Annotated in this window: 30 protein-coding genes and 1 pseudogene; 22 read left to right on the forward strand and 9 right to left on the reverse strand. The window is 48.5% G+C overall.

The window, feature by feature from the left end; all coding sequences use genetic code 11:
* Positions 1–49: 49 nt before the first annotated feature.
* On the reverse strand, positions 50–643 hold the full coding sequence (locus ACN0TT_RS05175; RefSeq protein WP_417761073.1) for an ACP phosphodiesterase: 594 nt from the start codon (positions 641–643) through the stop codon (positions 50–52).
* A gap of 137 nt (positions 644–780) precedes the next feature.
* Here ACN0TT_RS05175 and ACN0TT_RS05180 point away from each other — a divergent pair, with 137 nt between their 5' ends.
* The 8 genes from ACN0TT_RS05180 (at position 781) to ACN0TT_RS05215 (ending at position 8,115) form a co-directional block, all read left to right on the forward strand.
* Positions 781–939 carry a hypothetical protein gene (locus ACN0TT_RS05180; RefSeq protein ID WP_417761074.1) on the forward strand — a complete coding sequence of 53 codons (159 nt, stop codon included), beginning with the start codon at positions 781–783 and terminating at the stop codon, positions 937–939.
* A gap of 58 nt (positions 940–997) precedes the next feature.
* A complete protein-coding gene (gene queA, locus ACN0TT_RS05185) occupies positions 998–2,044 on the forward strand; it encodes a tRNA preQ1(34) S-adenosylmethionine ribosyltransferase-isomerase QueA (protein WP_417761075.1) in 1,047 nt (348 codons plus the stop codon).
* 122 nt (positions 2,045–2,166) lie between these two features.
* Positions 2,167–3,291, forward strand: a complete 1,125-nt coding sequence (gene tgt / locus ACN0TT_RS05190; protein WP_417761076.1) for a tRNA guanosine(34) transglycosylase Tgt — start codon at positions 2,167–2,169, stop codon at positions 3,289–3,291.
* Positions 3,292–3,318: 27 nt separating this feature from the next.
* A complete protein-coding gene (gene yajC, locus ACN0TT_RS05195; RefSeq protein ID WP_417761077.1) occupies positions 3,319–3,651 on the forward strand; it encodes a preprotein translocase subunit YajC in 333 nt (110 codons plus the stop codon).
* 18 nt (positions 3,652–3,669) lie between these two features.
* Positions 3,670–5,523: a protein translocase subunit SecD gene (secD, locus tag ACN0TT_RS05200; RefSeq protein ID WP_417761078.1), complete on the forward strand. Its 1,854-nt coding sequence runs from the start codon at positions 3,670–3,672 to the stop codon at positions 5,521–5,523.
* Positions 5,524–5,536: 13 nt separating this feature from the next.
* On the forward strand, positions 5,537–6,481 hold the full coding sequence (gene secF, locus ACN0TT_RS05205) for a protein translocase subunit SecF (RefSeq protein ID WP_417761079.1): 945 nt from the start codon (positions 5,537–5,539) through the stop codon (positions 6,479–6,481).
* A 223-nt stretch (positions 6,482–6,704) separates the two neighbouring features.
* Positions 6,705–7,022, forward strand: coding sequence for a putative signal transducing protein (locus ACN0TT_RS05210; protein ID WP_417761080.1), 318 nt, complete (start codon positions 6,705–6,707; stop codon positions 7,020–7,022).
* A gap of 181 nt (positions 7,023–7,203) precedes the next feature.
* On the forward strand, positions 7,204–8,115 hold the full coding sequence (locus ACN0TT_RS05215) for a precorrin-2 dehydrogenase/sirohydrochlorin ferrochelatase family protein (RefSeq protein ID WP_417761081.1): 912 nt from the start codon (positions 7,204–7,206) through the stop codon (positions 8,113–8,115).
* Positions 8,116–8,225: 110 nt separating this feature from the next.
* On the opposite strand, the gene ACN0TT_RS05220 is transcribed toward ACN0TT_RS05215, so the two are convergent.
* Complete coding sequence (locus ACN0TT_RS05220; protein ID WP_417761082.1) at positions 8,226–9,677, reverse strand: carbon starvation protein A; 1,452 nt, start codon at positions 9,675–9,677, stop codon at positions 8,226–8,228.
* Positions 9,678–9,965: 288 nt separating this feature from the next.
* On the opposite strand from ACN0TT_RS05220, the gene ACN0TT_RS05225 reads away from it, so the two are divergent.
* The 5 genes and pseudogenes from ACN0TT_RS05225 (at position 9,966) to ACN0TT_RS05245 (ending at position 12,572) form a co-directional block, all read left to right on the forward strand.
* Positions 9,966–10,343: a hypothetical protein gene (locus ACN0TT_RS05225; protein WP_417761083.1), complete on the forward strand. Its 378-nt coding sequence runs from the start codon at positions 9,966–9,968 to the stop codon at positions 10,341–10,343.
* A 351-nt stretch (positions 10,344–10,694) separates the two neighbouring features.
* A pseudogene (locus ACN0TT_RS05230) lies at positions 10,695–11,179 on the forward strand (FecCD family ABC transporter permease).
* Between the two features lie 86 nt (positions 11,180–11,265).
* On the forward strand, positions 11,266–11,472 hold the full coding sequence (locus ACN0TT_RS05235; protein ID WP_417761167.1) for a hypothetical protein: 207 nt from the start codon (positions 11,266–11,268) through the stop codon (positions 11,470–11,472).
* Positions 11,463–11,648 (forward strand): hypothetical protein, encoded by a 186-nt coding sequence (locus tag ACN0TT_RS05240; RefSeq protein WP_417761084.1) that lies wholly within the window; start codon positions 11,463–11,465, stop codon positions 11,646–11,648. The genes ACN0TT_RS05235 and ACN0TT_RS05240 overlap by 10 nt, the downstream gene beginning before the upstream one ends.
* Positions 11,649–11,762: 114 nt before the next feature.
* Positions 11,763–12,572, forward strand: coding sequence for a class I SAM-dependent methyltransferase (locus ACN0TT_RS05245; protein ID WP_417761085.1), 810 nt, complete (start codon positions 11,763–11,765; stop codon positions 12,570–12,572).
* Between the two features lie 104 nt (positions 12,573–12,676).
* Here the strand turns inward: ACN0TT_RS05245 and btsR are convergent, their stop codons facing one another.
* Both btsR and ACN0TT_RS05255 read right to left on the reverse strand, forming a co-directional pair.
* Positions 12,677–13,387: a two-component system response regulator BtsR gene (btsR, locus tag ACN0TT_RS05250; protein ID WP_417761086.1), complete on the reverse strand. Its 711-nt coding sequence runs from the start codon at positions 13,385–13,387 to the stop codon at positions 12,677–12,679.
* Position 13,388: 1 nt separating this feature from the next.
* Positions 13,389–15,059 carry a LytS/YhcK type 5TM receptor domain-containing protein gene (locus ACN0TT_RS05255; RefSeq protein ID WP_417761087.1) on the reverse strand — a complete coding sequence of 557 codons (1,671 nt, stop codon included), beginning with the start codon at positions 15,057–15,059 and terminating at the stop codon, positions 13,389–13,391.
* Positions 15,060–15,197: 138 nt separating this feature from the next.
* Here ACN0TT_RS05255 and ACN0TT_RS05260 point away from each other — a divergent pair, with 138 nt between their 5' ends.
* The gene (locus ACN0TT_RS05260) at positions 15,198–15,440 is read left to right on the forward strand and encodes a YecH family metal-binding protein (RefSeq protein ID WP_417761088.1); all 243 of its coding nucleotides are present in this window, start codon (positions 15,198–15,200) and stop codon (positions 15,438–15,440) included.
* A 42-nt stretch (positions 15,441–15,482) separates the two neighbouring features.
* Here the strand turns inward: ACN0TT_RS05260 and ACN0TT_RS05265 are convergent, their stop codons facing one another.
* The 5 genes from ACN0TT_RS05265 to suhB all read right to left on the reverse strand — a co-directional run bounded on the left by ACN0TT_RS05265 (position 15,483) and on the right by suhB (position 18,408).
* Positions 15,483–15,845: a replication protein RepA gene (locus ACN0TT_RS05265; RefSeq protein ID WP_417761089.1), complete on the reverse strand. Its 363-nt coding sequence runs from the start codon at positions 15,843–15,845 to the stop codon at positions 15,483–15,485.
* On the reverse strand, positions 15,832–16,500 hold the full coding sequence (locus ACN0TT_RS05270) for an AAA family ATPase (RefSeq protein WP_417761090.1): 669 nt from the start codon (positions 16,498–16,500) through the stop codon (positions 15,832–15,834). The genes ACN0TT_RS05265 and ACN0TT_RS05270 overlap by 14 nt, the downstream gene beginning before the upstream one ends.
* A 72-nt stretch (positions 16,501–16,572) precedes the next feature.
* A complete protein-coding gene (locus tag ACN0TT_RS05275) occupies positions 16,573–16,872 on the reverse strand; it encodes a PilZ domain-containing protein (protein WP_417761091.1) in 300 nt (99 codons plus the stop codon).
* Positions 16,873–17,032: 160 nt separating this feature from the next.
* Positions 17,033–17,437 (reverse strand): phosphate-starvation-inducible protein PsiE, encoded by a 405-nt coding sequence (locus ACN0TT_RS05280; RefSeq protein WP_417761092.1) that lies wholly within the window; start codon positions 17,435–17,437, stop codon positions 17,033–17,035.
* A gap of 167 nt (positions 17,438–17,604) precedes the next feature.
* A complete protein-coding gene (suhB, locus tag ACN0TT_RS05285; protein WP_417761093.1) occupies positions 17,605–18,408 on the reverse strand; it encodes an inositol-1-monophosphatase in 804 nt (267 codons plus the stop codon).
* 153 nt (positions 18,409–18,561) lie between these two features.
* Between suhB and trmJ the strand changes: the two genes are divergently transcribed.
* The 8 genes from trmJ (at position 18,562) to hscA (ending at position 25,357) form a co-directional block, all read left to right on the forward strand.
* Entirely contained in the window at positions 18,562–19,302 is a 741-nt protein-coding gene (trmJ, locus tag ACN0TT_RS05290) for a tRNA (cytosine(32)/uridine(32)-2'-O)-methyltransferase TrmJ (protein WP_417761094.1), read from the forward strand.
* Between the two features lie 14 nt (positions 19,303–19,316).
* A complete protein-coding gene (cysE, locus tag ACN0TT_RS05295; RefSeq protein WP_417761095.1) occupies positions 19,317–20,138 on the forward strand; it encodes a serine O-acetyltransferase in 822 nt (273 codons plus the stop codon).
* Between the two features lie 216 nt (positions 20,139–20,354).
* A complete protein-coding gene (gene iscR, locus ACN0TT_RS05300) occupies positions 20,355–20,819 on the forward strand; it encodes a Fe-S cluster assembly transcriptional regulator IscR (protein WP_417761096.1) in 465 nt (154 codons plus the stop codon).
* Positions 20,820–20,892: 73 nt separating this feature from the next.
* Positions 20,893–22,107, forward strand: coding sequence for an IscS subfamily cysteine desulfurase (locus ACN0TT_RS05305; protein ID WP_417761097.1), 1,215 nt, complete (start codon positions 20,893–20,895; stop codon positions 22,105–22,107).
* 34 nt (positions 22,108–22,141) lie between these two features.
* Entirely contained in the window at positions 22,142–22,522 is a 381-nt protein-coding gene (gene iscU / locus ACN0TT_RS05310) for a Fe-S cluster assembly scaffold IscU (RefSeq protein WP_417761098.1), read from the forward strand.
* An 18-nt stretch (positions 22,523–22,540) separates the two neighbouring features.
* The gene (gene iscA / locus ACN0TT_RS05315; RefSeq protein ID WP_417761099.1) at positions 22,541–22,864 is read left to right on the forward strand and encodes an iron-sulfur cluster assembly protein IscA; all 324 of its coding nucleotides are present in this window, start codon (positions 22,541–22,543) and stop codon (positions 22,862–22,864) included.
* 27 nt (positions 22,865–22,891) lie between these two features.
* A complete protein-coding gene (gene hscB, locus ACN0TT_RS05320) occupies positions 22,892–23,413 on the forward strand; it encodes a co-chaperone HscB (protein WP_417761100.1) in 522 nt (173 codons plus the stop codon).
* Between the two features lie 84 nt (positions 23,414–23,497).
* Positions 23,498–25,357 carry a Fe-S protein assembly chaperone HscA gene (gene hscA / locus ACN0TT_RS05325; protein ID WP_417761101.1) on the forward strand — a complete coding sequence of 620 codons (1,860 nt, stop codon included), beginning with the start codon at positions 23,498–23,500 and terminating at the stop codon, positions 25,355–25,357.
* Positions 25,358–25,364 lie beyond the last annotated feature (7 nt).

Genomic DNA, 25,364 nt, shown 5'->3' on the forward strand with positions numbered 1-25,364 from the left:
GCGCCGTATTGTATACAAAGCGCGGCCTCATACCAAATCTGGCACGCCACTACAGGTATTGTTCCGGCGTTTGTCGCGTCCATAAGCGGCTATAAGCCATTAATTGCGGATAGAATGTACGAAAGGCAATTTCGATATCCACATCCAGCTTAGTCAACGCTTGAGTCGCGCCACGGAATAACTCAGGTTTAGATAAGCGCTTACTTACGCCGTTAACCGCTTGGTGAAAGCCATCTTTATCGGCGTAACTGCCAAGCCAGTCACCTTGCTGCATTTTTACTGACAGCGCGCCGAGCGTTGCAGGTAACTGCTCGGTATTTGTTAGCTGCTGATAACACCGTTGACTAAATTGGCTCAAAGGTTGGTGATGATATTCATCCCAATAACGTGCCAACATATGGTCAAAGGCGAGATCGATTAAGATTGGCGCGACTCGACGCAACGGCGCGGGAAACTGGTGCTTAAGTGCCACAACGCTTTCGTCTCGGTCGGTAAGTGTATCGATTTTACGGTGCAGCCAGATCCCTTGCTGTAGATGCTTGGGGTGATCTGCAATATTGCCACGACAAAAGTCGCCCGCGATATTACCTGCCAGCGAGGTGTTACTGATGTCGGCGAGGTGGAGATGGGCTAAAAAGTTCATAATTTGTACTTGTCAGAAGGCGAAATGTGGCTATTATTTGCCACCGAGGTGTAGAAAAATATCACAGACGCGGGTGTTTTTCTTGTCTAAACGCGATTGTAGCAAATATAGATGTACGGCATGAAGGATCATGGACGATGTGGAATTGGATTGAAAAACTGTGTCAAAAATCATCGCAACCAGTACGGAAACGGGTGCCGATAGATATCCCTTTTGAGCAGATTGATGCTCAACCGCTGAATTTTGAGATGCCAGCAGCGAAAGAGTATAAAGCGCCTGATCTCAAGGATTCTTGAATTTCCCCTAACAAGCCCATAGACTAGCCGCCGATTTAAGCTATTCTGAGGCATTCCCATGCGAGTTGCAGATTTTGCGTTCGATCTTCCGGAAGAGTTGATCGCGAAATTTCCTACGCCTGAACGTAGCGCGTCTAGATTGTTAACCCTAGACGGAAATAGCGGTACGCTGCAGGACAAACATTTCAAAGATATTCTCGACTTGGTCAACGAAGGCGACCTGATGGTGTTTAATAACACTCGGGTAGTGCCTGCTCGTGTGTTTGGCCAAAAGGCCTCTGGTGGCAAACTGGAGATCTTGCTCGAGCGTATGCTGGACGAGAAGCGCATGTTAGCGCATGTGCGTAGTTCTAAATCCCCGAAAGAGGGGAGCGACATCATTTTAGATGGCGGCTATCAGTTGAAAATGGTGGCGCGTCATGACGCCCTGTTTGAACTAGAACTGCAATCTGATGGTACCATTCTGGCGATGTTAGACGATGTTGGCCATATGCCATTGCCGCCTTACATCGACCGCCCTGATGAAGATGCCGATAAAGAGCGCTACCAAACGGTTTATAACCAAACCCCAGGAGCAGTTGCTGCACCAACAGCGGGTTTGCATTTTGATGAACAAATCCTCGCAGCATTAAAAGCCAAAGGTGTGCAAACCGCTTTTGTCACACTGCACGTGGGGGCGGGCACTTTCCAACCGGTTCGTGTTGACGACATTCAACAGCACCACATGCATTCAGAGTGGGCTAATGTACCTGCGGACGTTGTCGACGCTATCAATGCCACTAAAGCGGCCGGTAAGCGGGTGATTGCAGTTGGTACGACGTCAGTGCGTTCACTGGAAAGTGCGGCGACATTTAATGATGGTGTGTTAAAACCCTTCTGCGGCGATACCGACATTTTTATCTATCCCGGTTATCAATGGAAAGTGATTGATGCGTTGGTCACTAACTTCCACTTGCCTGAATCTACCTTGATTATGTTGGTGTCAGCATTTGCGGGCTATGAGCATGTCATCAAGGCTTATCATCATGCCGTTGAGCAAAAATATCGCTTCTTTAGTTATGGTGATGCCATGTTTGTGACTCGCCAAGCGGCGGAAAAGCGCTGATAGGATTACAATCCGGCTCACATTGTTGCGAAAAATTAATGTTGGGGAGCTACTGGCTCCCCTTGAATCTAGCGGGGTTAGGCCCCACAACAAGTCAGACTGTTTCTCTGACGAGGTAACACATGAAGTTTGAACTGCAAACCAAAGATGGCCGCGCACGTCGCGGACGTTTAGTTTTTGAACGCGGCACAGTAGAAACCCCAGCATTTATGCCTGTGGGGACTTACGGTACCGTTAAGGGCATGACCCCTGAGGAAGTGAGAGAAACAGGTGCCGATATTCTGCTCGGCAATACTTTCCACTTGTGGTTGCGTCCCGGCGAAGAAGTGATGCAAAAGCATGGTGATCTGCATGACTTTATGAACTGGCAACGCCCTATTTTGACTGACTCAGGCGGCTTTCAAGTGTTCAGCTTGGGTGATATCCGTAAGATTACCGAAGAAGGGGTGCACTTCCGTTCACCTATCAACGGTGAAAAAATTTTCCTTGATCCTGAAAAGTCGATGCAAATTCAGCATTCGCTTGGCTCAGACGTGGTGATGATTTTTGACGAATGCACACCATATCCTGCCACTGTCGATGAAGCGCGCAAATCAATGCAGATGTCGCTGCGTTGGGCCCAGCGTTCTCGAGATGAATTTGACCGTTTGAAAAACCCTAATGCGCTGTTCGGTATCATTCAGGGCAGTGTTTATGAACACCTGCGGGACGAAAGCCTTGATGGCTTAGTTAACATCGGCTTCGATGGCTACGCAATCGGTGGTCTGGCAGTGGGCGAACCGAAAGAAGATATGCACCGTATTTTGGAACATGTTTGTCCAAAAATTCCGGAAGATAAACCGCGTTACCTGATGGGCGTGGGTAAGCCGGAAGATTTGGTTGAAGGTGTTCGCCGTGGTGTAGATATGTTCGACTGCGTAATGCCTACCCGTAACGCACGCAACGGTCATCTGTTTACTGCTGATGGCGTAATTAAGATCCGTAATGCGCGTCATCGTGATGATACGTCACCGCTGGAACAAGGCTGTGATTGCTACACCTGTAAGCACTATTCACGTGCCTACTTACACCACTTAGACCGTTGTAATGAAATGCTCGGTGCCCGTTTAAACACCATCCACAATCTGCGTTACTACCAAAGATTGATGCAGGGTTTGCGCGGTGCCATCGAGACAGGTACATTAGACGCCTTTGTAACGGATTTCTACACTCGTCAGGGCCGTGAAGTGCCCGAATTACTTGACTAAATCTACTGAAATAAGAAGAGAGAAAGTATGTTTATCGCAAATGCCTACGCCAGCGCCGGTGGCGCACCTCAATCAGGTGGTACGTTCCAGTTGATGATGATGCTCATTCTGATGGGCTTAGTGTTCTATTTCATGATTTTCCGTCCGCAGTCTAAACGTGTAAAAGAACATAAAAATCTGATGTCTTCGCTGTCTAAAGGTGACGAAATCCTCACCAACGGTGGTTTAGTGGGTAAGATTGCCAAAATCGCTGAAGACAATGAGTATGTGTTGATCAACCTGAACGACAGCACTCAGATCACTATCAAGAAAGATTATATTGCGGCGGTATTGCCAAAAGGCTCTATTCAGTCGCTGTAAGCCAAGGGGGCTTAAGGCGTGTTAAATAAATATCCTATGTGGAAAAACCTGATGGTGATCATTGTGCTCGCCATCGGGGCTTTCTATGCCCTGCCTAACCTTTTTGGTGAGGATCATGCTGTACAGGTGGTGGGTACTCGTGGCGTAGCCGTAACGGCAACGACGCAGCAACAAGTCAGCGACCTGTTGGCGAGCAAAGGCATTGCCGTCAAACGTTCAGAGTTGGAAAATGGTCAGCTTCTGGTGCGTGTGACGAATGCTGAAGACCAACTATTGGCGAAAGAAGCGGTTGCCGAAGCGTTAGGCGAAGGTTACTCAGTGGCGCTGAACTTGGCGCCTGCAGTACCGAAATGGCTAGCTGACCTTGGTGGCTCACCAATGAAGCTGGGTCTCGACCTACGCGGTGGTGTGCACTTCTTGATGGAAGTGGACATGAGCGAAGCAATTCGCAAAATGGAAGAAGCCAAAGTTGCTGATTTCCGTTCACAACTGCGTGAGGAGCGAATTCGTTACTCAGGTATCAAAGTCACTCAGCGTGGTATTGAGATCAACTTCCGTGATGCTGACAGCGTTTCGCAAGCAGAATCTTTCCTCAAAACCCGTGCTAACAACGAAATGGTGTTTGCTGATATCAGCAGCGGCGATAACTTCAAGTTATTAGCTAACATGAGCGAGCCTTATCTGAAACAGATTAAGGAAGACGCGCTGACACAGAACATCACCACTATTCGTAACCGTGTGAACGAACTGGGTGTGGCTGAACCTGTCGTACAACGTCAAGGCGCTGAGCGCATTATCGTTGAACTGCCAGGGGTGCAAGACACTGCACGTGCTAAGGAAATTCTGGGAGCGACCGCTTCTATTGAATTCCACATGGTTGACCAGAAAACTGACCTGCAAAATGCGTTAGCTGGACGTTTGCCTGCTACTTCACAAGTTTACAAACGTCGTGAAGGCGGTGAAGTGGTACTGCAAAAAGAAGTGATGCTGACCGGTGACCATATCACAGGTGCACAACCTTCATTTGACCAATACAGTCGTCCGCAAGTGAGTATCAACCTTGATGCCAAAGGCGGTAACATCTTCTCTAACGTCACCAAAGATAACATTGGTAATCCAATGGCAACCTTGTTCATCGAGTATAAGGATAGCGGTCAACGCAATCCTGATGGCTCAGTGAAAATGAACAAAGTCGAAGAGGTGATTTCGGTTGCTACTATTCAAGCGCGTTTGGGCCGTAACTTTGTGATCACCGGCTTAAGCCCTGGTGAAGCACAAAACCTCGCACTATTGCTGCGTGCGGGTGCCTTGATTGCGCCAGTATCGATTGTAGAAGAACGTACTATCGGCCCAAGCATGGGTGCTGAAAACGTCCAAAACGGTCTGCAAGCGATGGTATGGGGGATGGCGGTAGTGCTTATCTTCATGCTTATCTACTATCGTGCCTTTGGTTTGATTGCTAACTTTGCGCTGTCATTCAACTTGGTGATGGTGGTTGGTGTGATGTCCATGATCCCAGGTGCCGTGCTCACGCTGCCGGGTATCGCGGGGATGGTGCTGACGGTTGGTATGGCTGTTGACGGTAACGTACTGATTAACGAACGTATTCGTGAAGAACTGCGCGCTGGTCGTTCGATTCAGCAAGCGATTCATGAAGGTTATGCTAACGCGTTCTCAACCATTGCCGACGCCAACATTACCACCTTTATCACCGCATTAATTCTGTTCGCGGTTGGTACGGGCGCTATTAAAGGCTTTGCTGTGACCCTGATGATTGGTATTGCAACCTCAATGTTTACGTCGATCGTGGGAACTCGTTCGATCGTTAACGCGTTGTGGGGCGGCAAACGTCTCAAGAAGTTATCAATTTAGGGGAATACCGACAATGTTTCAGTTTTTCAATTTTAAAGGTTCGGTAAACTTCCTGCGTCATGCGGCGCCGATCAGTATTATGTCGATGATTCTAGTCGTTGCTTCTCTTGTGTCTTTGGGGACAAAAGGCATCAACTGGGGGCTGGACTTTACTGGCGGTACCTCTGTAGTGCTGAACTTCAGCCAACCTGCTAATTTGACCGAACTGCGGGCTGCCATCGACAGCAAGTTAGAAAACGCCGTAGTGCAAAACTTTGGCACTAGCCGCGATGTGGTAGTGCGTTTGCAAGCGCCTCATGGTGCTAAGAGCGATGAGCAAGTCAAAGTAGTGATGGCGGAAGCGCAAAAGCAAGACGCTAATGTTGAGCAAAAAAGCGTAGAGTTTGTTGGCCCACAAGTGGGGCAAGAACTTGCTGAACAGGGCGGTATGGCCGTATTGGTCGCCTTGATCTGTATTCTGCTGTACGTGGCGTTCCGCTTTGAATGGCGCTTGTCACTCGGTGCAGTTGCTGCATTGGCGCACGACGTGATTGTAACCTTAGGGTTATTCTCTGTGCTGCAGTTGGAGTTTGACTTAACGGTATTAGCGGGGGTTCTGACGGTTGTAGGTTACTCACTGAACGATACTATCGTTGTGTTTGACCGTATCCGTGAAAACTTCCTCAAGATGCGTAAAGCCGAGCCGCGTGAAGTGGTTAACGCCTCTATCACACAAACCATGAGCCGTACCATTATCACTACTGGTACTACGCTGATCACTGTGGTTGCCTTGTTCCTCAAGGGCGGTTCAATGATCCATGGGTTTGCAACTGCATTGCTGATGGGGATTGTGGTAGGTACTTACTCATCTATCTACGTTGCTAGCTTCTTGGCGATTCGTTTAGGTATTAACCGCGAACACATGATGCCAACACAAGTGGAAAAAGAAGGCGCAGATCAGCCTAATATGATGCCGTAAGTCCGCTTATGAACTTAATGGGAAGCCACTCAATTGAGTGGCTTTTTTGTTGTTTTATTCAGCTAGTGCTTAACAGTATTTGTTGATAAAAAGTAAAGTTTTGCGGTTAAGACCTCGACACTGCTCATTTTTTGACGGTAGCATGTAGCTGGCTAACGCTAATATAGCGCCAGTGAAATTCAGCGAGCTTAGATGGTTCACGACTGATGCAGTAGGAACACAAATGGAACAGAGAAAAGTATTAGTGGCAGGTGGTAATTTATTACAAGCCCATACATGGAAAGGGATGTTGGAAACTAGCGGGATTGAAGTGGAGTTACGTGGAGAAGCGTTAATGGGGGGCGTCGGGGAGCTGCCTGTTGATATGCAAAATGTTGAGTTGTGGGTGGCAGATTGCCAATGCGATCAGGCTCAGCAAATGCTCGCGGCCATGCATGTTGAGCGCCCTCAGTGGCAGTGCTTGCAGTGCCATGAGTACAACGAAGCCAGCTTTGAACTGTGTTGGAATTGTAGTGCCGAGCGCTGCGAAACGCATCAATAGATGCTGTTAAAGGCGTTGCTGCCATGAGCTAGCGTTAAATCGTTAGCAGGATAATCATCCGCGGATGAAACTCAGGCAGCTGATGGTTACTGCGCTTCAAATTGCACTGAATACCAAGGTATTATTCGTAACATATCTTGGCCAGAGTCAGTATAGCCGTACCAGAGCAGGTAGCAGACCGATGCAATATTTTCCCATTTACCTCGATACCCATACCCTCAAAGTACTAGTTATCGGTGCTGGTGAGGTTGCCTGTCGCAAGTTGGATTTATTAAGTCGCACCCAAGCGATGATAGAGGTTATCGCCCCTGAGGTTTGTGCCGAAGTACAGCACTATGCCGCTATTGGACGTATCACCTTAACGCAACGTGAGGTGACGCTAGATGATTTGTCTGAGCGCGACCTTATCTACATCGCCACCGCCAATCACACGCTCAACCTCAGTTTGGCCGCCAAAGCTAAAGAGCTTGGAGCTTGGGTCAATGTGGTTGATACACCCGCCGCTTGCGATTTTATTACCCCGTCTATCATTGATCGTGACCGATTAGTTGTGGCCATAAGTACCGCAGGTGCGGCGCCGATTTATGCCCGTGATCTGCGCGGTAAGTTAGAAGCTATGTTGCCGAATTCATTAGCGCCGTTATTTGATTTTATTGCGCAGAAGCGGGAAGAGGTGCAGCAGTTGTTGCCTTCTGGGGCGGAGCGACGTCGTTTTTGGGAACGTTTCTTTAACACTAACGGTGAACGTTTTGACAGCAATACCCCTCAGCGTTATCAGCAGTGTTTTACTGAGGCAACTAGCCAAGGTGAATTGCTGTTAATTGATGTTGCTACACCTGCGCAACTGTTGCCGCTAGCGGCATTACCTTTGTTGCAGCGCATTGACCGCGTGATCGCCTTAGCTGAAGTGACCCCCGAGCTACAGGAATTATTGCGTCGAGACGCAGAGCGGGCTGCGCCTATGTCTGATAGTGAGTTAGTGTCGGCATGGCAGCATGGACAGCGCATATTACTGGTGGTGGAAGACGGTGAACTCGCTCGACTAAAAGCGGCGTTCCCTTTTGCTAAGCATCTGCGCCCAGGGGCGATTTAGCTCGCGTTTGTTGCTGATGTGTTTTTGAGAAGAGCATCTTTCGGGATGGGACAGACCTAATAAAGAAAGCCAGTGAATTCACTGGCTTTCTTTGATGATGAAATCTGAGTTTACGCTTGTTCAGCTTTTTCGATTTCTGCGGCTTGAAGCGCTGCTTTACCTTTACTGATGTAGAACACTAGTGCGGTAGTCAGTATGGTAATGACTACCCCCGCGATAGTGGAAACTGTCATCGGTAAGCCGGCACCCAGTGTGGCTGAGCTCAGTAGGAAGGTGAATACCACAGCAGTCATAAACATTGCAGGGACAGTACAAATCCAGTGCAGCTTGTTGTGACGCATCAAATAGGCAGCGGCAGTCCACAACATCATTACTGCAGTGGCTTGGTTTGCCACCCCAAAGTAACGCCAGATAATGCCGAAATCCACTTGGGTTAGAATACCGCCGATAACGAACAGAGGCAGTGCCAACAGTAAACGTTTGCTGATCTTCACCTGTGGCATGTTGAAGTACTCAGCCAAAATCAAACGGGCAGAGCGGAATGCTGTATCACCAGAGGTGATTGGCAATACGATGACGCCCAGTACCGCCATGAAGCCACCGATAGTGCCCAACAGCCCCGTAGACGCGCTATAGACAACGTTTGCAGGATTACCAGCCATACCTTCGTTCAAACCTTCAACACCGTTGAAGAACGACAGAGCGATAGCACACCAGATCAGTGCGATGACGCCTTCACCAATCATGGCACCGTAGAACACAAAGCGACCATTAGACTCATTTTCAACACAACGCGCCATCAAAGGTGATTGCGTTGCATGGAAGCCTGAAACTGCACCGCAGGCGATGGTGATGAACAGTGCTGGCCACAGCGGCGCATCATTTGGGTTCAAGTTTTTCAGGAAGTCGGCAGGGCCGAAACCTGCTAGCAGTGTATGTTCGTCAGACGCGACAATGGCGATGGTCAAACCGACAGACATAAACAGCAGCAAGGCACCAAAAAATGGGTACAAGCGACCGATAATTTTATCGACGGGAACAATGGTCGCAATGAGGTAGTACACAAAGATAATACCCACAAACATGGTCACGCTCAGGCCAGTTAACTTGCCTAGCAGACCCGCAGGCGCCGAGATAAACACCACGCCGACCAACAGCAGTAGGATGATGGCGAAGATGTTCATAAAGTTCTTAGCGTTCTTACCGAGGTATTTACCAGCTAAGTTAGGCACTGATTGACCACTATTGCGTACTGACAACATGCCAGAGAAGTAGTCATGCACACCACCGGCGAAGATACAGCCGATGACAATCCACAACATCGCTGATGGGCCGTACATAGCACCGAGGATAGGGCCAAAGATTGGGCCAACACCGGCAATATTGAGTAGTTGGATCAAATAGACTTTTGATTTAGACATCGGCACATAGTCGACGCCATCATTTTGCGCATAGGCAGGCGTTTGCCGTTTGTTATTAATGCCAAATACTTTTTCGACAAAGGTTCCGTAGATGAAATAGCCGCCAAGTAGCAGCCCCACACAGAGTAAAAACCACAACATGTTTATGCTCTCCAGGTTAGCGTTGGGGTCAGCTTAAACGTTTTATTAACAACGCCAAGGGGAGTTTGGGTGAGCGGTTGGTTGACGATGGTAAGCGGTAACTAGCCAGACTGAGCGGTTAACAGGGTGGTTTAACGGTTGCTAATTTAAGCTTGTGTTTTGTTGGGTGTGGTTAGATGTTACACAGTGGATACAAACTAAAGTCGTAGTGACTGTTTACTGTAGCGAAGCCGCTGGCCGCTGTTATGATGCAGCATCAAGCAGCATACGATAGGGATATAGTTTTACATGCAAGCGCAGTTATTAGTACGTCAGGTCGAGTGGTTTGGCGAAGAGAGTGCCACGGTGACCTTGGATAGCGGCGAAGCTACCGTTGAAGTGTTTAGCCATCTAGGCAGTTATCGGCAGGGGGATAAGGTCGATAATTTACTGCAGATCCTTGATGGTGAGTTAGTTGCAGCAGCACTCGCTGATTGGCCGGATGATGACGCTGCTGATGAGCTGCAAAACATGGGGTCTTATCGTTACCGCGGAACGGGGCGGGTTGTTGATAGCGAGCGTGGTTTGGTGGCGGTGCAAGGTTTTTGCATCGAATTTGGGCAAACTTACTTAACTGGTCGGGTGGAATTTACCATCGATAGGCTCGACCTTTATCCCAATGACTGACGCTATCGACCACTCCTTTGGCGTAGGTGATGTTTCTAAGCAGTGTCTATCAGTAATCGTTTAATTTAATTTCGTTATGTAGTAGGTTATATAGCGATTTTTAGGGAGCACGAGCTGAGATGGATGTAACGGGTCGACGAGTATTACAAGGCATGGGTGGCTTATTGTGGGGTAGCCTATTGCCTTAATTTTCGTTGGCGGCGAGCACTTCACAGCTATCAATGTTTGGTCAGGTGCCGCCAGCGCCAAAGTTGCAACGTCTAATTAGCGCTGGCGCACCAGCCGACATGTTGCTACTGGCATTAGCACCAGAGCGATTATTGGGCCTTGCCAGTTTTGACCTTAATCAAAGTGCTGGCAGATCCATACACTGAACTACCGTCAATTACCTTTTGGTTGCTCGGTGGGCTAAATACCATCACCGTGGCTGATTTAACCACCATCGCACCACTATTGCTGTTAGGTATGCTGCTGTTGTGGCTGTTGCGCTGGCGCATGAATCTACTCAGCTTACCCGATGATGAAGCGCGCGCAATGGGCGTTAATGTCACTCGATTGTACTGGGGGTTGATTGTGGCTGCTACACTCGTCACCGCCAGTGCGGTATCTATCGCTGGCATTATCGGCTGGGTCGGCCTCACTTTTGCCGCATCATTACCGGTGCAAACAATGTCAGATTATTGCCAAGTGCCATGGCTGTGGGGGCTATTTTGCTGTTAGTGACCGATACCATGGCTCGTACGGTCAGCCATGTTGAGCTGCCGCTGGGCATTCTAACGGCGATGATTGGCGCACCATTTTTCTTAATGCTGTTGATGCGAAGGGAGCGCTTGTGAGCTTAGTAGCGTTTGAGCGCGTGAGCATCGGCTATGCTAACCATTTGGTGCAGCAACAGCTGACGTTTGATATTGCTGCTGGGGAGGTGTGTTGCCTGCTGGGAGCCAACGGTTGTGGCAAAACCACTTTGATTCGCAGTTTACTGGGCCACTTGCCATTATTGGGTGCGATATTTTGTTGCAACAGCGCTCGATTGGTGCTTGGAGCCAAGCTGAACTGGCCAAGTGGTCAGCATATGTGCCGCAAGCATACGATGGTCCGTTTGCGTTTAGTGTGTTGGATATGGTGCTGACGGGATGCAGCGCGCACCTGAGCGTGTTTGCTATTCCTTCCAACAAAGACCGCGCCCACGCAATGGCGTTGCTGGATCAGTTAGGTATCACTCACTTAGCGGAGCGTTTATATCCATCTCTCAGTGGCGGTGAACGGCAACTGGTGTTGATGTCGCCGCAAACTGGCGTGCAGTAAGGTGATGCCGCTGAGATGCTCACCTGACAGCGTTTGGCAGCATTGTATAAGGTGCGAGAAGCCGATATTCGGCGCACCTCGGAATAGATTGGTAAGCGAAGGGAGAAATCAGTCATGGTGTTGGACGAAGTAAATTTTGCCGAACTCTATCAACAACAGATGGTGCAGGCGGGGCGCACTACCAAAGCGCCAGAACATTGGGATGCTCGAGCGGAGCAGATGGCCGAATCTTGCGCCAATCCGCTTGATCCTTATTTAGTACAGCTAAAAGAAAAAATGGATCTGTCTGGGGCGAGTACGCTGTTTGATATGGGCTGTGGTCCCGGTTCTGTGTGCTTGAGTGTGGCTGATTCGCTCAAACATGTTTACGGTGTTGATTACAGCCGCGGCATGTTGCAAGTGGCTGCCCGCCGAGCTGAATATATGGGGCTGCAGAATGTGACGCTGATGAATTACTCATGGGAGGATGATTGGCACGAGATCCCTGAATGCGATATTGCTGTAGCGTCTCGCTCGACCTTAGTGGCGGATTTACGCCAAGCCATGATTAAACTCAATAACAAAGCGAAGCTGCGCGTTTATACCACTCATACAGTGGCAACCTCGTTTGTTGATGTAAACATCCAACGTGCGGTGGGGCGTCCTGTGGTTGAACTGCCAAACTACATCTTTGCGGTGAATATTCTCTATCAACTGGGGATCCACCCTAATGTTGACTATATTCGCGGGCCAAATTGTCAAAATAAAACCGAGACTTTTGCAGCGTTCCTTGAATCGGTGAACTGGTCACTCGGCACATTGACTGACGAAGAGCAGCAAAAGCTGGAACAGTATTATTTGCAAAAACAAGCCAGTGGCGAGCCGATTGTGCCACCATCACGGGATTGGGCGCTGGTGTCTTGGCATAAAACCAAAACGCTTTAGGCCGTTGATACCTGATACTGTGGCATAGCGTATAAGCAGACGTGTTATGTTGGCGTGAACACTGCCCAGCGCAAACTGGGCAGATAGCATTGTCGGGCGCAGTCTTAGTTAAATCCGAACACTTGCTTGAGCACCTTTAGATAGCGGCGTGAAACGGGGATTTTTGCTTCGCTGTGAGTCGTCACTTCACCGCCTGTCTCCAACACTTCTATCTCGGCAATGGCTGAGGGCGCTACCAAGTACTGTCGATGACAGCGCAGTAGTGGCGTTTTTTCTTCCAGCACTTTCAAGGTCAGCTCGGTATGCACTTGCTCTTTGGCGGTGGCGATATGTACGCCGGTTAAATCACTAAAAGCATACTCCACATCATTAACCGCAATGATTTTTAGCTTGTTGCCGCTATAGCAGGGCAGATGTTGCAGATGCACCGGCATAACGGGCGTTAATACTTGCGGTGTTAGGTCACGTCGTACTTTGCTGAGTGTTTGCTGTAAGCGTTGTTCATCTAGCGGTTTTAGCAGGTAATCAAAGGCATGATTATCAAACGCTTTCACCGCAAACTCATCATAAGCCGTCACAAATACAATCCGTGGCATTCGCGCAGGATCGAGCATGGCAATCAACTCCATGCCACTGATACGCGGCATCTGAATGTCGAGAAACACCATTTCGGGTTGGTCACGGTTAATACACTGCATTGCTTCAACCGCATTGCCACACTGGCCAATGATGTCTATGTCGTCTTCTTGTTCTAGTAATTCCGCCAACGCCTCACGGGCGTATGGCTCATCGTCGACAATTAAACAGGTTATCATGCTAATCGTTCCGGTAAGGTAGCGTGATGGCTACTCGGGTGTAGACATCGGGTTCACAACTGACTTTGACGCCATACTGCATGCCATAGAGGTTTTGAATACGTTTATGTACCAGATTCATCCCTAGGCCATCACTGGTTTTTTTTGCTTGGTATAGACCGGCATTATCTTCCACCACTAGGGTGACGCTAAGCTTATCTCGCTGCGCCGATACATTAATAATACCTTGTTCCAGCAGGTGAGACGTGCCGTGTTTCACCGCATTTTCAATAATGGGTTGCAGGGTAAAGGCCGGCATCTCCATCGGATATAGTGAGCTGTCTATCGTCATATTCACTTGGAGTTTATCGACAAAGCGTGCCCGCTCAATCGCGAGATAAGAGTCAATGTGTTCGAGTTCATCACCTAAGGTGACCACGCCAGTGGTGCGCTTCAGGTTAATGCGTAGAAATTGACTTAACTGCTGTAACAGTTGCCGCGCCTTTGCCGGATCGCGTTTAACAATGGCACTGATGGTATTCAGTGCATTAAACAAAAAGTGAGGGTTAACTTGCGCTTGCAATAGCTTCAGCTCTGCTTGCGTCAGCATGGTTTGCTGCTGCTCAAAGCGCCCATAAAGGATTTGGTTTGACAGCAAACGCGCAATCCCTTCCCCTAAGGTTTTGTTGATATTGAGAAACAGCTTGTTTTTTGGCTCATACAGTTTGATGGTGCCGATCACTTCGTTATCGGCGCGTAGTGGAATAACTAAGCTCGAACCCAGCTTACAACTGCTTGAGATAGAACAGGCATAGGGGAGCTCGACACCGTCGGCGAACATCACCTTGTTTTGATGAATGGCGTCCATGGTGATTTTTGACGAGATAGGCGTACCGGGGAGGTGATGGTCGGCACCGATGCCGATAAAGGCGAGCAGTTTTTCTCGGTCGGTAATGGCGACCGCTCCTACAGCCGTCTCCTCAATCACAATCTTGGCAACTTGGGTGCTGGCTGTTTCGTTAAACCCTTTACTGAGCATTCCCACACTGCGTTCAGCAATCTTTAGCGCTTTGGTCGAAAAGCTGGACGACAGCTTGTCAAACATAGTTTTTTGGTCGCGGATAATGCTCATAAACAGCGCCGCGCCCAGTGAGTTGACCATCAGCATCGGCGGGGCAATTTGCCGCACCAGTGCCAATGCATCATCAAATGGCCGCGCAACCATCAGAATAATACACATCTGCATCATCTCGGCGTAGAAGGTTACTAAGCCGACCAGAAACGGATGGTACACCAATTCGCTACGGCCTTGTTTACGCAAGTAATAGCTCACCATACCAGCGGATAGGCCTTCCAAGGTGGTGGAAATCGCGCAACTGAGATCGGTAAAACCACCCAAACTGTAACGATGAATGCCGCCAGTGAGGCCAACTAATAAGCCAGTGGTGGGACCTCCGAGCAAGCCGCCCAACACCGCACCCATCGCACGGGTGTTGGCAATAGCGCCATGGGCTTGCTCACCAAAATAAGTGGCCATGATACAAAAGCTGGAAAACACCAGATAGATATAGACTTTGTGCGGCAGGCGGGTGGAGGCTTCGGCAAACAGCTTAAACATCGGCGTTTTACTGACAAGGTAAACGATGACCATGTAGAGACACATCTGTTGAGTAAGGGCGAGGATCAGCGCCATCTGCATTTCACCTTAAGCGATTAGTCCGCAAATATTTTGCAATGGCGCTATATTGCCAGATTTTTTGCGCCAAATCAGAGTATTCCTTTGTAAAAGCCGTTATAAATCAGCAAATACTAATTGATGGTGGAAAGCAAAATGAGTGAATCCGTACATGGACATGCTGTATTAGAAATGTTGTTAGCGCAGCCGCAGGGGATCAGTAAAGCTGAGCTTAAAGTGCAAATGCAGCAACGTTTTGGCGCCGATGCGCGCTACCACACCTGCAGTGCGACAGACATGGATGCTGACGCGTTGATTCAGTTTTTAGCGGCTCGAGGGAAGTTTGTTGATGCCAGCGCGGGAATTACCACTCAAGCAGATAAAATCTGCCAGCACTGAGGTTGATTGGGCGCACATTAACCTTGTAGAGCAACGTAAGATCTAAGGTTGCTGTTGCTCGCATAGTTCGAGTAGTTGCGCTTGTTCAGCTTCTGACAGCTGCGAAAAGTTTGCGATAAAAATCCGCAGCAGTTTTGATTTGGCGATGCCAGTTTGCAGAGATAACTCATCTAATTGACCGATACTTTGCTCGGTAAGCGTGAAAGTGGCGTGGCGAAACTGCTTAGCAACTTTTTCTTTGTCTTTGGCGGTGTTGTTGCTTTTAGCTTGAGTCTCTGCCGCCTCCGCAGCCACTTTACTCGGTTTGCCTTGAGCATAGTTATTAGCGTCATCAATAAAATCTTCAATCGAGACGCTACTCGGTTTCTTTTTAATCTGTTGTCGTTTTAAATCAGTTAAGCTCATAAGAGTTTTCCGGTGGTATCGCAAACAGCTCATCGGCGATGGCGCGGATCTCTTCAGCGGCTTTACCACTGGGATCAAGCTCAATAACGGATGAGCCTTTCTCTTCGCTATCATCGTAAATATTACGGCTAAAGGTAACCGAGTCCAGTACTCTTAGACCAAAGGATTCAACCACTTCTTTGGCTTCCAAAATCCGCTTTACTTGGGTTGGCAGTGCCGGACATTGGGTTAACACTATCGTAGCAACCATCTTAGGGTTCACCATTTTACAGGTGCTGAGCATATCTTCCATATGCGGTAAGGTTTTTAGATCGCGCCGTTTCGGCCGCAGCGGGATCATCACATAGGTCGCTACCGACATGGCGGCGCGCATCGCGAGGTTATCTTGGCCGCCGCAATCGACAATGACATAGTCATAGCGCTCATCGAGACTGAGCAGGTCGTTGCGGATTTTGCCGTAGAGTTGAATACAGTTAATGCTAGGGAGTGATTCATCTGTATTACGGGCTTGGATCCAATCGGACGTGGTGCGTTGCGGGTCGCAGTCCACCATCAGCACATTCGCGGCATATTTTTGTGTTACATGCACCGCAATATTTTGTGCGAGGCAGCTCTTACCACTTCCGCCTTTTTCGCCACCGACGAGCAGTATCATAGAATATCTCCCTCAGCATGAGCTACTTAGTCTCACCAAGTATAGAACACTCTTTTATGTTCACTAGGTCACTTAGAACAGCTGCATGGCGATGCGATAAGTATCATTAGCTGGACTACAACGGCACACTTGGCCGCGTACGGTATTTTGCGCATCGGTGCCGGGATTGAATGTCACTTCGATCAACTCACCTACCTTAAATGGCTGGCCATAGGCGAGTTGAATGCCGTGGCGTGATAGATCGATACAGATACCATCGGCAGCTTGTAGTTCACCACTCGCGTCCTGCCAGCTTAGCCTGACTGCTTCAAACTCTAAATCTACCCTTAACGATTTACGCCGTTCACTAAATAAATCGAGTTCCTCGCTCATAGATGCTCCTGCTATAACGTGCTGATTATGCGCAACGTTAACAAAGCATAGAATGCTTCACTGCTCGTCGCTAATCGTCATTTAGATAAAAATAAGCCCAGTGTTGAACTTGGGCTTAAGTGCTAAGGATGGTGCGAGCAAGTCTCGTGCACACACTGGCTTAGTTGTCGTACTCCTGATTACGCGGGTAGGGCATTTTCAGTTGGCCCCAGCGTATAACGATGACGGTCGAAGCAAGCACTAGCGTAGATAACGATATCGCCAGTACGCGCCAGTCTTCCATCGCCTTCATGTCGAGGATCAGATACCGTGCCAGTGCTACAATGGCAATATACAGTGGCATACGCACCGGCAGCTTACCGGACTCTGCGTAGTTGGCCACCATCGCTAGCACTTCTAGATAGATAAATAGCAACAGCAGGTCGGCTAACTCAACTTCCCCGGCATCCCAAATGTGTAGTCCCTCTTGACCAATGGCCACGATGGTAGCGATAGCGATTAACAACAACACAATATGCTCAACCGCTTTGAGCGACTTAGCACCATACTTTCGATAGATTTCCATTGGAACTCCTACATTATTTTTCCGTTCATTATCAACAATTCAGCAATGAACTGGCAGGCCATTTTACGTGACATTAATCACAGATATATGAAGATAAGTTTATGTACGAAACGGCCAAACAGGCATAAAAAAACCGCCCGAAGGCGGTTTTGGCACCATTAAGCAAATTACTTCTTCAGCGATTCACTCAAGTGTGGGCGGAATTTTTTCACCAACTGAATAGTCGCTTTCGGGCCGCCAGCAATGATATTACCGCTGATCAAGTAGTTATGACCACCAGACAACTCGGTCACAGTACCACCGGCTTCACGTACGATCAGGTCACCAGCAGCGATGTCCCATGGCTTCAAACCGATTTCGAAGAACGCATCAACACGGCCAGCAGCAACATATGACAGATCCAATGCGGCAGAGCCAGCACGGCGGATGTCAATACAGCTGGCAAAGGTTTCTGCAAACAGCTTCATGTACGTTTCAGTGTGTTGACGTGCTTTGAATGGGAAGCCAGTGGCAACTAAGCTTTGGCTCAGATCTGCTGGGTTGTTAGCACGGATACGGAAATCGTTAAGTTTTGCGCCTTGACCACGCACCGCTGAGAACAACTCTTCACGCACGGGATCATAAACAATAGCCACTTCAGTTTTGCCTTTAACTTGTAAGGCAATAGAAACGGCGAAATGAGGTACACCATTAACAAAGTTATTGGTGCCATCCAGCGGATCGACAATCCACAAATAATCAGAGTTAGAGCCTTTGCTCTCACCACCTTCTTCGCCCACGATGCTGTGGTCAGGATAAGATTTGCGGATTTGCTGAACAATAGCAGCCTCTGCTTCTTTATCGATATTTGATACGAAATCGTTTAAGCCTTTGGTGTCAACTTGGACCCGGTCCAATTCGCTGAAACCACGCATAATAATCTGGCCCGCGGCGCGCGCAGCGCGCACACCGATAGTAAGCATCGGATGCATTGCAATCCCCTGGAATGTGAAAGAACGGTCGAAAAAACGCGCGTAGTATACATGAGGTTTTCGTTATATCAAATATCGATTTTTGTATGAGCATTCGATGGTGTATGTGGTACGATCAGCCACCAAATTCTGAACCAAATGATAAGTCGTTAAATGCTTAGCAATATTCGTGTTGTGCTGGTAGGCACTACTCACTCAGGTAATATTGGCTCGGTGGCGCGAGCGATGAAAACCATGGGCCTGTCTTCTCTTTATTTAGCCGAGCCGCAAGTAACGCCGGACGGCCAATCTATCGCACTCGCAGCGGGCGCTTCTGACATTCTCAAAGATGCTGTCACCGTAGCAAGCATGGAAGAAGCCATTAAAGATTGTTCTTTAGTGATTGCCACCAGTGCCAGAAGTCGCACCTTAGAATGGCCAGTATTGGAACCGCGCGCTGCGGCCAAAAAACTGGTCGAGCAAAGTGAACACGGAAAAGTGGCGATTGTATTTGGTCGTGAACGTAATGGCTTGAGTAACGAAGAGCTGCAGATGTGCCATTACCATTTGTGTATTCCGGCCAACAGTGAGTACAGTTCACTGAACTTAGCGCAAGCAGTACAGATTGTTTGCTACGAAACTCGAATGGCTTATCTTGATGTGCAAGGTACTGACACCAACGCAGAAGATACAGCGGTAGAGTATCCATCAGTAGAAGACCAAGAACGGTTCTACGAGCATCTGCATAGCACTTTGTTGAATACCGGCTTCATTATTAAAAACCATCCTGGTCATATCATGCAGAAATTACGTCGCCTATTTAGTAAGGCGCGTATTGAAGCTCCAGAGATGAACATTCTGCGTGGTATTTTGACCTCCGTAGATAAAGCCGTTGATAAAAATAAAATAGAGTAGTTTGAGGCGAGTAAATGGGTGTGATATCCAGGCTTAAAGAAGATATTCAGTCAATCTATCACCGCGACCCCGCAGCGCGTAGTGCCATTGAAATTCTGTTTAACTATCCGGGCATGCATGCTATTTGGCTGCATCGAATTAGCCATAAGCTTTGGAAAGCGAAATGGTTTTTTCTAGCTCGTAGCCTATCTACCTTTGCTCGCTGGCTAACTGGCGTCGAGATCCATCCAGGCGCCACTATCGGCCGTCGCTTCTTTATCGACCATGGTATGGGCATCGTTATCGGTGAAACTGCCGAAATCGGCGATGACTGCACGCTGTACCATGGGGTCACATTAGGTGGTACTACTTGGCAGGCGGGCAAACGTCACCCCACACTGGAAAACAATGTGGTCATTGGTGCTGGCGCTAAAGTGCTAGGGCCGATCACCATGCATGACGGCGCTCGAGTCGGCTCCAACTCTGTAGTGGTAAAAGATGTGCCTGAGAATACCACTGTGGTAGGTATTCCTGGCCGCGCAGTTACCGCGCAAACCCCGCAATCGAAAGAGAAGTCGGAACGCCGTACGGCTATGGCTAAGAAATATGGCTTTGATGCGTATGCAGTATCACCGGACAATCCCGATCCTGTCGCCAATGCTATTGGCCAGATGCTTGACCATATGCATCTGATGGACTCGAAAGTACAAGATTTGTGCAAAGTCATTCAAAGTATGGGTGGTTCGGTTTGTACCGAAAAGTTGCCAGAAATCGACGTTGGTGATTTTAGCGATGCGGAAACTGCCGCAGCAGAAAAGCGCCGCCAAGCGATGGAGTCGTTTGATCCTGAGATTTAGCCATTTTTGTAACTAAATCGGGCTATTTTTCGTTGAAAGCGATGGCACAAAGGAGTCTAATACCCAAGCAGTGAGCATGGGTATTTATTAACAATGAGCATGGATATTTATTAAGTTGGCGATAAAATAACCTAGTAAGTTAGTGGGTTTTATACTTGACTAAAATAGTGGGATATGGTGCAATTCAGCTAACTTATTTATCGCCATGGTGTATGTATGAAGTTGACATCTAAAGGTCGCTACGCGGTAACCGCAATGCTCGATGTTGCGATTCATTCGGCTACAGGGCCGGTGCCGCTGGCTGATATCTCTGAGCGTCAGGGAATCTCTCTTTCTTATCTTGAGCAACTGTTTGCCAAACTACGTAAAAATGGTTTGGTGGCTAGTGTGCGTGGGCCCGGTGGCGGCTATCGTCTAGGCAAAGATGCAGCAGATATCTCGGTCGCTATGGTGGTTAACGCCGTGGATGAATCGGTTGATGCAACTCGCTGCCAAGGGCAATCTAATTGCCAAAGTGGTACGCGCTGCTTGACCCATTCATTGTGGGGTGATTTAAGTAAGCAGATTTCAGAATTTTTAAACGGCATCAGCCTTGCTGCATTAATGCAAAAGCGTGATGTTCAATACATCTCGGTTAAGCAAGACAAGATGCATCAGGAACAGCAACGGATCAGTGCCTGAACTGTTGTTAAAAATTAATATAAAAGTACGTGGTATGTAGCCTCGGCGGAGACTGCTAAGTACGGAGTGTGTAATGAAACTTCCTATTTATTTGGATTATGCCGCAACAACGCCGGTTGACCCTCGCGTTGCTCAGAAAATGGCACAGTACATGACAATGGATGGCGTTTTTGGTAATCCAGCGTCCCGTTCTCACCGTTACGGCTGGCAAGCTGAAGAAGCGGTCGATATTGCTCGTAACCAACTGGCTGACCTCATCAACGCCGATCCTCGTGAGATTGTATTTACTTCCGGCGCGACTGAGTCTGATAACTTGGCTATCAAAGGGGTAGCGGCTTTTTATCAGAAAAAAGGCAAGCACATCATCACCAGCAAGACCGAGCACAAAGCGGTACTCGATACTTGCCGTCACCTCGAACGTGATGGATATGAAGTGACTTACCTCGATCCAGACAGCAACGGTTTGATTCCGTTGGAGCGTATCGAGAACGCTATGCGTGATGATACCATTTTGGTCAGCATCATGTTGGTCAACAACGAAATTGGCGTGATTCAAGATATCGACGCTATCGGCGAATTGTGCCGTAGCAAAGGCATCGTGTTCCATGTTGACGCTGCGCAAGGTGCAGGCAAAGTTAACATTGACGTGCAAGCCACTAAAGTGGACCTGATGTCTATCTCCGCTCACAAAATGTATGGCCCTAAAGGTATCGGCGCGCTGTATGTTCGTCGTAAGCCACGCATACGCTTAGAAGCGCAAATGCACGGTGGTGGCCATGAGCGTGGTATGCGTAGTGGTACTTTGCCAACTCACCAAATTGTGGGTATGGGCGAAGCGGCAGCCATCGCCAAAACTGACATGGCGAAAGACAACGAGCGCATTCGTGCGTTGCGTGACCGCCTGTGGAACGGTATCAAAGATATCGAAGAAACCTATATTAACGGTGATATGGAACATCGGTACTGCGGTAGTTTGAACGTAAGCTTTGCTTATGTTGAAGGCGAATCATTAATGATGGCGCTGAAGGACTTAGCAGTATCCTCTGGTTCGGCTTGTACTTCTGCCAGCTTGGAACCTAGCTACGTTCTGCGTGCATTAGGTCTTAATGATGAAATGGCACACAGCTCTATCCGTTTTACCATCGGTCGTTTTACGACTGAAGAAGAGATTGATTACGCGGTTGCAACCATCAAGGATTCAATCGGTAAACTCAGGGAAATGTCTCCATTGTGGGAGATGTTCAAAGATGGTATTGACCTCAACCAGGTGAAGTGGGCAGCCCACTAATTTCCCGCAGACGTATTAAATTTGGAGCAATATCATGGCATATAGTGAAAAAGTGATTGACCACTACGAGAATCCTCGCAATGTGGGCTCGTTTGAAAAAGACGATCCGTCAGTGGTAACTGGCATGGTGGGTGCACCTGCATGTGGCGACGTAATGAAGCTACAGCTGAAAATTAGCGACGCAGGTATTATCGAGGACGCGCGCTTCAAAACCTACGGTTGTGGTAGCGCTATCGCTTCAAGCTCACTGGTCACTGAATGGGTGAAGGGTAAAAGCGTTGAAGAAGCGGCATCGATCAAAAATACTGACATTGCTGAAGAGCTAGCCTTGCCACCAGTGAAAATTCACTGTTCAATTCTGGCTGAGGACGCTATCAAAGCTGCTCTGGAAGAATATAAGTCTAAAAAAGCCTAATCAACGCCGGGAGTTAACATGTCGATTTCTATGACACCTGCAGCAGCAGAACGCGTCAAATCTTTTCTCGATAATAGAGGTAAAGGTTTAGGTCTGCGCTTAGGGCTGAAAACTTCCGGTTGTAGTGGTATGGCTTATGTTCTCGAATTTGTTGATGAACTCAACGAAGACGACGAGGTATTTGAAATCAATGGCGTCAATATTATTATTGACGCTAAGAGCTTGATTTACCTCGAAGGCATTGAACTTGATTTTGTTAAAGAAGGCCTCAACGAAGGCTTCCAGTTCAATAATCCTAATGCTACGGGTGAGTGTGGTTGCGGTGAAAGCTTCACTGTCTAACCAACTCACTTCGCAATAGAGCGCTGTATGAACTACTTCGAGTTGTTTGACTTGCCAGCTACGTTCGATGTTGACGTAGCTGAGCTATCTACCCGCTATCGAGAGTTGCAAAAAGCAACGCATCCAGACAGATTCGCCAACGCTAGCGAACAGCAAAAAATGCTAGCCGTTTCTCGCACCGCGCAAATCAACGATGGTTTTCAAACCTTAAAAGAACCTATTCGCCGTGCCGAACATCTGTTGGAACTCAAAGGGGTGGATATTAAAAATGAAACCCAAACAGTAAAAGACACCAGTTTCCTAATGCAGCAGATGGAATGGCGTGAGGCGTTGGAAGACATCTCGCATAGTCGAGATGCTGACGCCGCAGATGAGCTTGAACAAACGTTTAAGCAGTATCGCGCGTCCATTACCGAGCAACTGCCGCATTTATTAGCAAGTGATGATGCTTCAGTCATAGAAAATGCAGCAGATCACGTCAGGAAGCTAAAGTTTATGGCAAAATTGCAGGATGAACTGGTGCGCATTCAGGATGCATTATTTGAATAAGCATACTGAGTGAAGCGTCTCTTACTCGGTTAACAATTTGGCTCACCTAGGTTGAGCCAAATTTTTAATGAAGAATGGATATTTATGGCACTTTTGCAAATTGCTGAACCCGGCCAAATGGCTGCTCCTCACCAGCATCGTCTTGCTGCTGGTATCGATTTGGGCACGACTAACTCGCTGGTCGCGTCGGTCCGTAGCGGTAAGGCTGAAACGTTAGCTGACGAATCAGGAGCGCATTCTCTTCCTTCAGTGGTGCATTTTGCTGAAGACAGCATCACAGTTGGGCAAGTCGCGTTGACTCAGTCAGCACTCGATCCTCAGAACACCATTGTATCTGTTAAGCGCTTTATGGGCCGTTCACTGGCCGATGTGCAGCAAGGCGCACAGCGCTTTCCTTATCAGTTTGAAGCGAGCGAAAATGGCTTGCCGGTGTTTGTGACTGATGCAGGTAAATTTAATCCTGTCCAAGTTTCCGCTGAAATCTTACGTCCGTTGATTGCTCGCGCAGGAGCAACCCTTGGTGGTTCGCTTGAAGGCGTGGTCATCACTGTGCCGGCCTATTTTGATGATGCGCAGCGCCAAGGTACCAAAGACGCTGCCAGTTTACTGGGCGTAAAAGTCTTACGCTTACTAAACGAACCGACTGCAGCAGCCATTGCCTACGGTTTGGACTCCGGTCAAGAGGGCGTTATCGCCGTTTATGACCTCGGTGGTGGTACGTTCGATATCTCTATTTTGCGCCTCAACCGTGGTGTCTTTGAAGTGCTGGCAACCGGTGGTGACTCGCAGTTGGGCGGGGATGATTTCGATCACCTGCTGGCTGAAGACCTCCGCAGGCGTTTGGGACTGGCGGAACTTGCGCCACAGCAAGAGCGCCAACTGTTGATGGAAGCGCGCCGCGTTAAAGAAGCCTTGTCTAGTAGTAACGTGGCTACCACAGTGCTGACTATCGATGGTCGCGAATTTAGCTGCGATACTCAGTTCGCACAGTTCAACGAACTGATTAACAAGCTGGTGAAAAAGACCATTCAAAGCTGCCGTAAAGCACTGCGTGATGCGGGTGTGGAAGCGGAAGAAGTGTTGGAAGTGGTGATGGTTGGTGGCTCAACGCGTGTACCACTCGTACGCGAAATGGTGGGTGAGTTCTTTGGTAGAACACCTTTGACCAGCATCGACCCAGACCGCGTGGTGGCAATTGGTGCCGCAATTCAAGCGGATATTCTGGCGGGAAATAAACCAGATTCAGAGCTGCTGTTGCTGGACGTGATTCCGTTATCGCTGGGGATTGAAACCATGGGCGGCTTGGTGGAAAAAGTGATCCCACGTAACACCACGATTCCGGTCGCACGCGCACAAGAATTTACTACCTTTAAAGATGGACAAACCGCCATGGCATTCCATGTGGTGCAGGGCGAGCGTGAACTGGTAGCTGACTGCCGTTCACTTGCGCGTTTCACGCTACGTGGCATTCCATCTCTAGCAGCTGGCGCGGCGCATATTCGCGTCACATTCCAAGTGGATGCCGACGGATTGCTGAGCGTTACTGCCATGGAAAAATCCACTGGCGTGCAATCAAGCATTCAAGTGAAGCCGTCGTTTGGTCTATCTGATACTGAAATCGCTGGCATGATTAAAGACTCGATGAAATACGCTAAAGAAGATATTGAACTGCGTATGTTGACCGAGCAAAAAGTTGAAGCGGCACGTGTGCTGGAGTCACTCAATGCGGCACTCGCTGCTGATGGTGATTTATTAGAAGCTGGCGAGCGTCAGCTAGTCGATACTGCCATGCAAGCGCTCGCACAAGCTGCTGATGGCGATAATGCTGATGTGATAAAAGATGCTATCGAAGCTGTCGATGCTGCCACGCAAACATTTGCTGCGAAACGAATGGACAACTCAATTAGAGCCGCACTGAAAGGTCAGTCGGTCGATAAAATATAGGTGGAAA

The organism is Shewanella sp. (assembly GCF_048265805.1).
GTDB lineage: Bacteria > Pseudomonadota > Gammaproteobacteria > Enterobacterales > Shewanellaceae > Shewanella.

What these genes read in the sequence shown, in the direction of transcription:
- secF (WP_417761079.1), top strand. Translation starts at nt 5,537, where the DNA reads ATGTTTCAGTTTTTCAATTTTAAAGGTTCGGTAAACTTCCTGCGTCAT.
- ACN0TT_RS05255 (WP_417761087.1), bottom strand. Translation starts at nt 15,059, where the DNA reads ATGGCGCTGATCCTCGCCCTTACTCAACAGATGTGTCTCTACATGGTC.
- hscB (WP_417761100.1), top strand. Translation starts at nt 22,892, where the DNA reads ATGAACTACTTCGAGTTGTTTGACTTGCCAGCTACGTTCGATGTTGAC.
- queA (WP_417761075.1), top strand. Translation starts at nt 998, where the DNA reads ATGCGAGTTGCAGATTTTGCGTTCGATCTTCCGGAAGAGTTGATCGCG.
- iscU (WP_417761098.1), top strand. Translation starts at nt 22,142, where the DNA reads ATGGCATATAGTGAAAAAGTGATTGACCACTACGAGAATCCTCGCAAT.
- tgt (WP_417761076.1), top strand. Translation starts at nt 2,167, where the DNA reads ATGAAGTTTGAACTGCAAACCAAAGATGGCCGCGCACGTCGCGGACGT.
- btsR (WP_417761086.1), bottom strand. Translation starts at nt 13,387, where the DNA reads ATGATAACCTGTTTAATTGTCGACGATGAGCCATACGCCCGTGAGGCG.
- ACN0TT_RS05280 (WP_417761092.1), bottom strand. Translation starts at nt 17,437, where the DNA reads ATGGAAATCTATCGAAAGTATGGTGCTAAGTCGCTCAAAGCGGTTGAG.
- ACN0TT_RS05305 (WP_417761097.1), top strand. Translation starts at nt 20,893, where the DNA reads ATGAAACTTCCTATTTATTTGGATTATGCCGCAACAACGCCGGTTGAC.
- ACN0TT_RS05225 (WP_417761083.1), top strand. Translation starts at nt 9,966, where the DNA reads ATGCAAGCGCAGTTATTAGTACGTCAGGTCGAGTGGTTTGGCGAAGAG.
- ACN0TT_RS05245 (WP_417761085.1), top strand. Translation starts at nt 11,763, where the DNA reads ATGGTGTTGGACGAAGTAAATTTTGCCGAACTCTATCAACAACAGATG.
- ACN0TT_RS05275 (WP_417761091.1), bottom strand. Translation starts at nt 16,872, where the DNA reads ATGAGCGAGGAACTCGATTTATTTAGTGAACGGCGTAAATCGTTAAGG.
- ACN0TT_RS05260 (WP_417761088.1), top strand. Translation starts at nt 15,198, where the DNA reads ATGAGTGAATCCGTACATGGACATGCTGTATTAGAAATGTTGTTAGCG.
- ACN0TT_RS05180 (WP_417761074.1), top strand. Translation starts at nt 781, where the DNA reads ATGTGGAATTGGATTGAAAAACTGTGTCAAAAATCATCGCAACCAGTA.
- ACN0TT_RS05265 (WP_417761089.1), bottom strand. Translation starts at nt 15,845, where the DNA reads ATGAGCTTAACTGATTTAAAACGACAACAGATTAAAAAGAAACCGAGT.
- yajC (WP_417761077.1), top strand. Translation starts at nt 3,319, where the DNA reads ATGTTTATCGCAAATGCCTACGCCAGCGCCGGTGGCGCACCTCAATCA.
- iscR (WP_417761096.1), top strand. Translation starts at nt 20,355, where the DNA reads ATGAAGTTGACATCTAAAGGTCGCTACGCGGTAACCGCAATGCTCGAT.
- suhB (WP_417761093.1), bottom strand. Translation starts at nt 18,408, where the DNA reads ATGCATCCGATGCTTACTATCGGTGTGCGCGCTGCGCGCGCCGCGGGC.
- hscA (WP_417761101.1), top strand. Translation starts at nt 23,498, where the DNA reads ATGGCACTTTTGCAAATTGCTGAACCCGGCCAAATGGCTGCTCCTCAC.
- ACN0TT_RS05215 (WP_417761081.1), top strand. Translation starts at nt 7,204, where the DNA reads ATGCAATATTTTCCCATTTACCTCGATACCCATACCCTCAAAGTACTA.
- ACN0TT_RS05220 (WP_417761082.1), bottom strand. Translation starts at nt 9,677, where the DNA reads ATGTTGTGGTTTTTACTCTGTGTGGGGCTGCTACTTGGCGGCTATTTC.
- trmJ (WP_417761094.1), top strand. Translation starts at nt 18,562, where the DNA reads ATGCTTAGCAATATTCGTGTTGTGCTGGTAGGCACTACTCACTCAGGT.
- ACN0TT_RS05210 (WP_417761080.1), top strand. Translation starts at nt 6,705, where the DNA reads ATGGAACAGAGAAAAGTATTAGTGGCAGGTGGTAATTTATTACAAGCC.
- ACN0TT_RS05175 (WP_417761073.1), bottom strand. Translation starts at nt 643, where the DNA reads ATGAACTTTTTAGCCCATCTCCACCTCGCCGACATCAGTAACACCTCG.
- cysE (WP_417761095.1), top strand. Translation starts at nt 19,317, where the DNA reads ATGGGTGTGATATCCAGGCTTAAAGAAGATATTCAGTCAATCTATCAC.
- ACN0TT_RS05270 (WP_417761090.1), bottom strand. Translation starts at nt 16,500, where the DNA reads ATGATACTGCTCGTCGGTGGCGAAAAAGGCGGAAGTGGTAAGAGCTGC.
- iscA (WP_417761099.1), top strand. Translation starts at nt 22,541, where the DNA reads ATGTCGATTTCTATGACACCTGCAGCAGCAGAACGCGTCAAATCTTTT.
- ACN0TT_RS05240 (WP_417761084.1), top strand. Translation starts at nt 11,463, where the DNA reads ATGGTGCTGACGGGATGCAGCGCGCACCTGAGCGTGTTTGCTATTCCT.